Annotated in this window: 6 protein-coding genes; all 6 read right to left on the bottom strand. The window is 68.4% G+C overall.

The window, feature by feature from the left end; genetic code table 11:
* Positions 1-206 (bottom strand): hypothetical protein (locus ACXJKR_RS20105; protein ID WP_457324318.1); only part of this gene is annotated, 206 nt, incomplete at its 3' end.
* Positions 207-259: 53 nt separating this feature from the next.
* Complete coding sequence (galA, locus tag ACXJKR_RS20100) at positions 260-3,196, bottom strand: beta-galactosidase GalA (RefSeq protein ID WP_457324317.1); 2,937 nt, start codon at positions 3,194-3,196, stop codon at positions 260-262.
* Between the two features lie 192 nt (positions 3,197-3,388).
* Positions 3,389-4,906, bottom strand: a complete 1,518-nt coding sequence (locus ACXJKR_RS20095; protein ID WP_457324316.1) for a hypothetical protein — start codon at positions 4,904-4,906, stop codon at positions 3,389-3,391.
* The gene (locus ACXJKR_RS20090; RefSeq protein ID WP_457324315.1) at positions 4,903-5,325 is read right to left on the bottom strand and encodes an ExbD/TolR family protein; all 423 of its coding nucleotides are present in this window, start codon (positions 5,323-5,325) and stop codon (positions 4,903-4,905) included. The genes ACXJKR_RS20095 and ACXJKR_RS20090 overlap by 4 nt, the downstream gene beginning before the upstream one ends.
* On the bottom strand, positions 5,315-6,121 hold the full coding sequence (locus ACXJKR_RS20085; RefSeq protein WP_457324314.1) for a MotA/TolQ/ExbB proton channel family protein: 807 nt from the start codon (positions 6,119-6,121) through the stop codon (positions 5,315-5,317). The genes ACXJKR_RS20090 and ACXJKR_RS20085 overlap by 11 nt, the downstream gene beginning before the upstream one ends.
* A partial coding sequence (locus ACXJKR_RS20080; RefSeq protein ID WP_457324313.1) for a hypothetical protein occupies positions 6,121-6,897 on the bottom strand: 777 nt, incomplete at its 5' end. The genes ACXJKR_RS20080 and ACXJKR_RS20085, both read right to left, overlap by 1 nt.

Here is a 6,897-nt window from a genome sequence, read left to right as displayed (position 1 = left end):
GTCTTGAGCTCAACGATGCTCACATCCGTGATGCGGGGCTTCTCTGGGGGCGGCACGCGGGTGCGCCACATCAGCACCGCCGCCAGCAGGATGAGATGGACGATCACCGCAATGGTCAGCGCATAGCCGTTGACCCCCCGCCGCCATTGCTGCTGCTGTCCGGTTTCAGTCGTGGTCGGGGCGGGGTCGTGAGATGGCGTTGTCATGTTCTTTTGTGACGTTCGGCTGTTGTCTAGCAGCCCGTAAGGCTTATCGGCGTTCAGAAGATATCGATCACCACCGCCGCCGCGGCCAGGCCGTCGCTGACGGCGCGCAGCGTGGCGCGGCCGCTGTCCCCGGTCTTGCCGGTGGACTGCAGGATCACCTGTGCCTGGCCGTTGAACACGCTGCGCTGCCAAGGTGCGGCTGGTGTGGTGGTACGCAGCGTGGCCCAGCGGCGACCGCCCTGCGCGCCGTCGAACAGCGCGCGCGTGCCACTGGCTGGCGTCGGGAAAACGGCGGTCAGCGTGGCCTCGGGCCCTGCGGTCGGATCGAGGTCGATGGCCGCCATGCCGGCCTCCTGCCGCGGCGCGACTGGGCGGCCGTCCAGAAGGAACTGCACACCTGGCGCGACCTCGCCGAGGAGCAGCACCTGGCGCTCGTCAGCGGGCGCAGTGCGCGTGATGGTGGCCTGCACCATGTTCCAGGCGCTGTCGGCGGGCCGCTGGTCGGGTGGAACCCATGCGAAGGGGTCGCGCCAGCCGGGGCCTCCGGTCTGGGCGGTCCCGCCCATCAGCGCGGCCGCCTCCTCGGGTCGAGCGATGCTGTGGTGTCGCCAGTGCGTAGCGGCAGCGTAGCGGTGCAGTTCGGCCGGCCGGTCGGCCTCGTGGGAGCCGGGGTCGCCGTTGCCCATGCCGATGAGCCGTACCGGCCCGCTGGCTTCGAACGCGACGCGGTGCCCGGCGGTCGGAACGACACGGCCCTCGCGGTCGACGACGTTCACGGTGACCAGCGCGACGTCATCGCCTCCAGCGCGCAGCCGCGCGCGGTCCACCGTCAGCCGCACCGCAGTGCCGTCGCCCGTGGTGGCCACGGTCTGCGTGGTGACGAGCTGACCGGCCCGATAGCCGCGTGCCGTCAGGCTGCCCGGCGCATAGGGCACGGCCCATTGCAGGTGGCCGTAGCGCTCCAGCGCCTTGCGGCCGAGCGAACGGCCGTTCAGCAGCAACTCGACCTCGTCGGTGTTGGCGTAGACGCGCACATCGACAGGCTGGCCTTCTCGACCCGGCCAGTTCCAGTGCGGCAGCACATGCACCATGGGCTCGGCGGTCCACGCAGCCTTCAGGTACTGGCCGCTGTCCTTCAGCGCGCCGGTCGTGTCCAGCATGCCGAACTGCGACGAGACGGCGGGCCAGCCGAAGGGCGAGGGCTCGCCGCGGTAGTCGAAGCCGGTCCAGACGAACATGCCAGCAAGGAAGGGGCGCTCGGCATTGAAGCGCCAGCCTTCCTCGATGGAAGAGGTGCGGGTGCCCGTGCGTTTGTCGTAGGCGGCGATGTGGGCACGGGCCGGATCGTTGGCATAGACGCCGCGCGTGGCATGAGTCGCGGCCTCCTCGGTGACGAGCATGGGCCGATYGGGAAAGCGCCGGTGCATCGCGTCGATGTCGTGCTGGCCCTTGTAGTTGAAGCCGATGACGTCCGAGCCGACCGACGTGCCTTCGGCTTGGCCCGAGCTGGAGGCGGCCTGCGTCACCGGCCGCGTCGGGTCCAGGCGGCGCACGATGGCCTGCATCTGCCGCGTCAGGCGGGTGCCGATCTCGCTGTTCTCGATGGCCCATTCCTCGTTGCCGACCGACCAGAGAATGACCGACGGATGGTTGCGGCCACGGCGCACCATGCGTTCCAGTTCGTCGCGGATCTGCGGCGCCGTGCCCATCATGCGGTGCTCGTCGATGACGAGCATCCCCAGGCGGTCGCAGGCGTCCAGCAGCTCCGGCGTGGCCGGGTTATGGGCGAAGCGGATGGCGTTGACGCCCATCGCCTTGAGCATCTTCAGCCGCGCCTCGTGCATGCCGTCGGGCAGCGCGACGCCGATGCCGGCGTGGTCCTGGTGGTTGTTGACGCCGTGCAGCTTGACGTGGCGCCCATTGAGGAAGAAGCCCTCGTTGGCGTCGAAGCGCAGGGTGCGGATGCCGAAGGGCGTGTCAACGCGGTCGACGACCTCGGCGCCGCGCTTGACCACGGTCGTCAGCGTGTAGCGCTGCGGCGTCTCCAGCGACCACAGCTGCGGCGCCTTGACGCTCAGTTGGGCCGTCACGTCAAGGCTGGCGTCAGCGGCAACGCGGCCAGCCGGCACGCTGGCGCGGGCGACGACGCGGCCGGCCGGGTCGCGCAGCTCGTGCTCCAGGCTGAAAGACTCGGCCGCCTCGCCGCCGTTGCGCACCGTGGTGTCGACGGCCACCTCGGCGCGGTCGCCGGCGACGGTGGCGCGTACGAAGCTGCCTTGCGGCGCCACGTGCAGCGGCCCGGTCTGCGTCAGCCACACGTGGCGGTAGATGCCTGCGCCTTCGTACCACCAGCCCTCTGGCGTCGTGGCGTCCACGCGCACTGCGACGACGTTGCGCCCGCCGAAGTTCAGGTAGTCGCTGATGTCGACCTGAAAGCCCGAGTAGCCACTGGCTTCGCGGTGCAGGTAGTGGCCGTTGACCCAGACGACGCTGTCGCGGAACACGCCGTCGAACTCCAGCGCGATGCGCTGGCCGCGCGCCGACGCAGGGATGGGCAGCTCACGCCGGTACCAGCCGACGCTGTTCTCGGGGAAGCCGCGGCCGATGGCTTTCATGCCGTGCTGCGTACTGCCGCGTGGGCTGAATGGCAGCTCCACGGCCCAGTCATGCGGCAGATCGACGCGGCGCCATGGCCGGTCCTCGAAGTCGGCTGCGGCAGGGCCGTCGCCGTAACCAGCCTTGCCGAAGAAGAACGGCCGTATGGCGTGGTCGAAGTCCTGCGCCGGGTCCGACGCGTGGCCCAGCGCGAAGCGCCAGCCATCGTCGATGCGGGTGCGCTGGCGCGGGCTATCGGCCGCAGTGGCGCCGACATGGGGCTGCCCGGCGCCGGGCCAATCCGTGCGGCCGTCGGCGCTCTGGGCTTGGGCGGCCAGGGGACTCAGTGCGGCCAGCGACAGCGCGAGGGACAGCAGGGTGCTCTGGAGTTTCATGGGTTTTCCGGACGTGAAGGCTTGGTCGGCTGGTGAGCCGCGGCCGGACCGTACGGTGCTGGTGGCGCGAGCGGTTGCGCAAAATACCGGTAATACCAATAAGAAAATTCGCGCCTTAGTCAGGCGATTTTGCAGAAATTGGTCAGACCGGTGCAATTGGAGAAGACCCTATCGACGAACTGAGCGCAGCTATCAACGCGATTCCGAACGCGTCAGCACCATGGACAGGAATGACGCATTCGGGCCGTTGGACAGCTTGAAGAAGAGTTTGTTGCGGCCCTTGTTGAAGTGCAGGAGGCGCTTGCCTTCGGTGCGGTTGTAGTCGCGCAGATAGCTCGGGCCGCCGTTGAAGATGGTGTCGAAATACGTCGCCTTATTGGCGTTGCCGCCCTTCCACACCATGCGGTCGTTCAGGTAGATCTGGACGTCGTCATCGGCCCCTATCCAAGCGATCAGGTCCTGGGCTTCGTCGACGAACACCTCGGTGTAGCCGTAGTAAACCGAATCTTCGACCTGGTCGGGCGGCACGAACGGATAGCTTTGCGCGGTCACGTAGCGCCACTTGAGCAGGCGCTTGTCCTTGCCGTAGTAGACGGCGTCCAACAGCACCGCCTTCTCGGGCGGGTAGGTCGGGTTGTCGAACAGGCCACCCTCATGGCGGCCGGGGAAAGGCCCGATGACATACCAGCTGTTCAGGTAGACCCGGTTCGCGTACTCCCCGCCCTGGCCGAGCACGCGCCCTTGTCCGCGCACGAGACCGGCCGCATCGACGGGCGGGATCTGGGCCTTGCCATGGTCGAAGAAGTCGGTGCCCCAGTATCTTTTCGATGATGTCGCGTGTTCGGTGCGGGCGTCCGCAGCGATGAAGTTGCTGATCTCGGCGAGAACCGACGTATCCGACCCGCCGCCCTTGACGGACGGTGCGCCGGGGCGACCGCCAGTGCCGTCCCCGCCCGAGCCAGGCTTGCCGCCTTCGACCTGCACGCCGTTCGCCTTGGCCTCCAGGCGCTGCTGACGTTTGGCCAGCGTGGCTCGCGCCTTGGCTTCGAGTGCGGCGACTTCGCTGTCCGCCATCTCCTGCGTGACGGGCGCTGGCGTACTGCCGCCCGCCTTGCCTTCGCCCGCCTTGCCTGCGTCAGCCTGCGCCTCGTTCGCCTTGGCCCCAAGCTGCTGCGAAGGCTTTTCCGACGCGACGGGCTCCTTGGACTCGGGCGCAGCGTTATTGCTGGCCGCCGTGGTTTGCGCGACGGGCGCCTGCGGCGCCGCAGCCGGTGGCGGCTCGGCCGCTGGTGGCGGCTTGGGCACGCCGGTCAGTTGGGCCAGCTCCTCGGCCTTGATTTCCTTGTCGAGCGCGTCGATGGCCTTGGACAGCTCACGCGCCTGTTCCACCATTTCCTGCGGCGTTTGCGGCACCGCAGGGGGCAGGCCCGGCTCTGGATCAATGGCTGCCGATTTCTCCATCAGCTGCTTGATGGTCTGCAGGTCTTGCAGGCGCTTGGCCGTGCTGGCCTGGCCGGTGGCGCGCAGGCTGGATGCGACTTCGGCTTCCTGCTCGCGCAGTTCCAGCTGATAGCTGCCGAAGTAGTACAGCAACCCCAACAGCGCGGTATGCGCGGCCACGGAAAGCGACAGATAGGGCCGGCGCACCGCCTGCGTGGTGGCTGCCACGAGCAGGGACAGCAGCGGTGAACGGCGGGGTTCCCAGCTCATCGACGGGTGTGCATGGAAATCTTGGTGAAGCCTTCGAACTGGCACAGGTCCAGCACGTGCACGATGGCCTGGTAACGCGCCATCTCGTCGCCGTCGATGCGGATGGGGCGGCCCGGGTTGCTCGCCGCCTCCTGCTTGAGGCGGTCGTGCAGGCCCTGCACAGATACCGCGCTGCCGTCGACAGACAGCTTGCCTTGCTTGTCCACGCCTATCGTCAGCGGCGGCGCACCAGCGCCCACGCGGTCCAGGCTCATCTGCGCGGCCGGCAGCGTGATGGGCAGCTCCTTCTGCGGCTTCTCGCCGACGGGCTGCTTGAACGAGGTCGCCACCATGAAGAACATCAACAGGAAGAAGATGCAGTCGATCAGCGCGATCAAGCCGATCTCCGGTGCTTCGTCCTCGCCCAGGTCAATGCGCATGCTGCACCACCCGCAGTGCCGGCGTTTCCGGCGCGGGCAGGAAGCGCTGGTTGATCAGCGCATTGATCTGCCGCTCCAGCGCCAGGCCGAGCGTCGCCAGGCGGTGCTTGAAGAAGTGGTGCATGCCCAGCGCCGGCAGGGCCACCGTCAAGCCCGCGGCGGTGTTGACCAGCGCCTTCGAGATGCCGCCCGCCAGCAGCGCCGGGTTGCCCATGCCTTCGGAGAAGGCGATCACATGGAAGGCGTCGATCATGCCCAGCACCGTGCCCAGCAGGCCGACGATGGGCGCGACCGTGGCGACGATGGCCAGCGCATAGGCCTTTTGCTGGTGCTGGCGCAGTTCCATCGAGGCGATGTCGCCGGCCGCACTGCTGACGACTGCGTAGGGCTGATGGCGATGCGCGAGCAGGAAGGCGATGACGCGCGCCAGCGTGCTGCCGTCGTCGGCCAGCAGCGTCTCCAGTTCCGTGAAGCGGCCCGCCGTCCATAACGGCTGCACGCGCGCCACCAGGTCGACCGGCACGATGGCGCGGGCGCGCAGGTGCACGAAGCGCTCGATGGTCACGGCCACGAACAGGATGGACAGCCCCAGCGTGACCAGCACGGCAGCGCCACCCTCGGCGACCTGCTCGACCAGGTTCATCTCGGCCGCCAGTGCCAGGCCGGGGAGGCTGGCTGCGCCAAGCGCGATTGCGATTCGTTTCATGGAGTTGATGGGGTTGGGAGGGTTGAGCGGAGGCAGCACGGCGGCCAGCGCGGCGCGCCGCCAGCGGTGCACGACGGTCGAAGCAGTCATCACCCGCCCTTGCGCTTGCGCCGCCAGGCGTCCACAACCTGCTGCGCGAGCGCGGCCGCCTCGGCTTGCTCTGCGGCACTCAGGGGCTTGGTCGACTTGGCCTGATCGAAGGCCGTCGCCATGGCCTTTTCCATGATGTCACCCATGCCGATGCCGGGAAACTTCTCATCCTGGATGGTCTTCCAAGCCACCTTGTAGCCCGCACGCTGCACCGGCGTGACGCCCAGATCACGGGCGCTGTCGCCGGTGGCCATGGCCAGGTGCAGCAGCGCGTCAGCATCGCCGCCCGCCGCAGCCTTGCGGACCTCGGCCTGCAGTTTCGCGATCAGCGCGGGATCGGCTTTCTCCTTCTCCAATGGGTTCTGCAGCGCGTTCAGGTAGGCCGAGGCCCCGCCCTCCGCCCCGCCTTCATAGGCGCGCTGGAACAGCTCCTTGCTGCGCCCCAGGGTGGCCTGGTCGAAGACCTGGCAGCGCCGCGCCTGACCCTCGGCGGACTCGATCACCTTGTTGACCCCGCCCCCGGCGTCCATCATCTTCTTGAGCGGTTCCGGCACGCCGTTGGCGCCGTCGCGCATGGCGTACAGCGCCCCAGGCGCGCCGGCCATCATCGAGCACATCTGCAGCATCTGCGCCGCCTCCAGCACCTCCTTGGGCGTGCCGCCGCCCAGCGCCACCTGCACCTTGCGCAGCGCCTCAGCCGGCGAGTTGGCCTGCTCCATCGCCTYCTTGGCCATGGCGCTGTAGTCGGGCGCCGACGCCGAAGCCCGGGCGGCTGC

This window comes from Roseateles sp. P5_E11 (assembly GCF_054049355.1).
The sequence above is the reverse complement of the archived record's forward strand: the minus strand, read 5'-3'. Positions and strand labels throughout refer to the sequence as shown.

Coding starts and splice junctions, on each gene's coding strand:
- ACXJKR_RS20095 (WP_457324316.1), bottom strand. CDS start 4,906: ATGAGCTGGGAACCCCGCCGTTCACCGCTGCTGTCCCTGCTCGTGGCA.
- ACXJKR_RS20090 (WP_457324315.1), bottom strand. CDS start 5,325: ATGCGCATTGACCTGGGCGAGGACGAAGCACCGGAGATCGGCTTGATC.
- ACXJKR_RS20085 (WP_457324314.1), bottom strand. CDS start 6,121: ATGACTGCTTCGACCGTCGTGCACCGCTGGCGGCGCGCCGCGCTGGCC.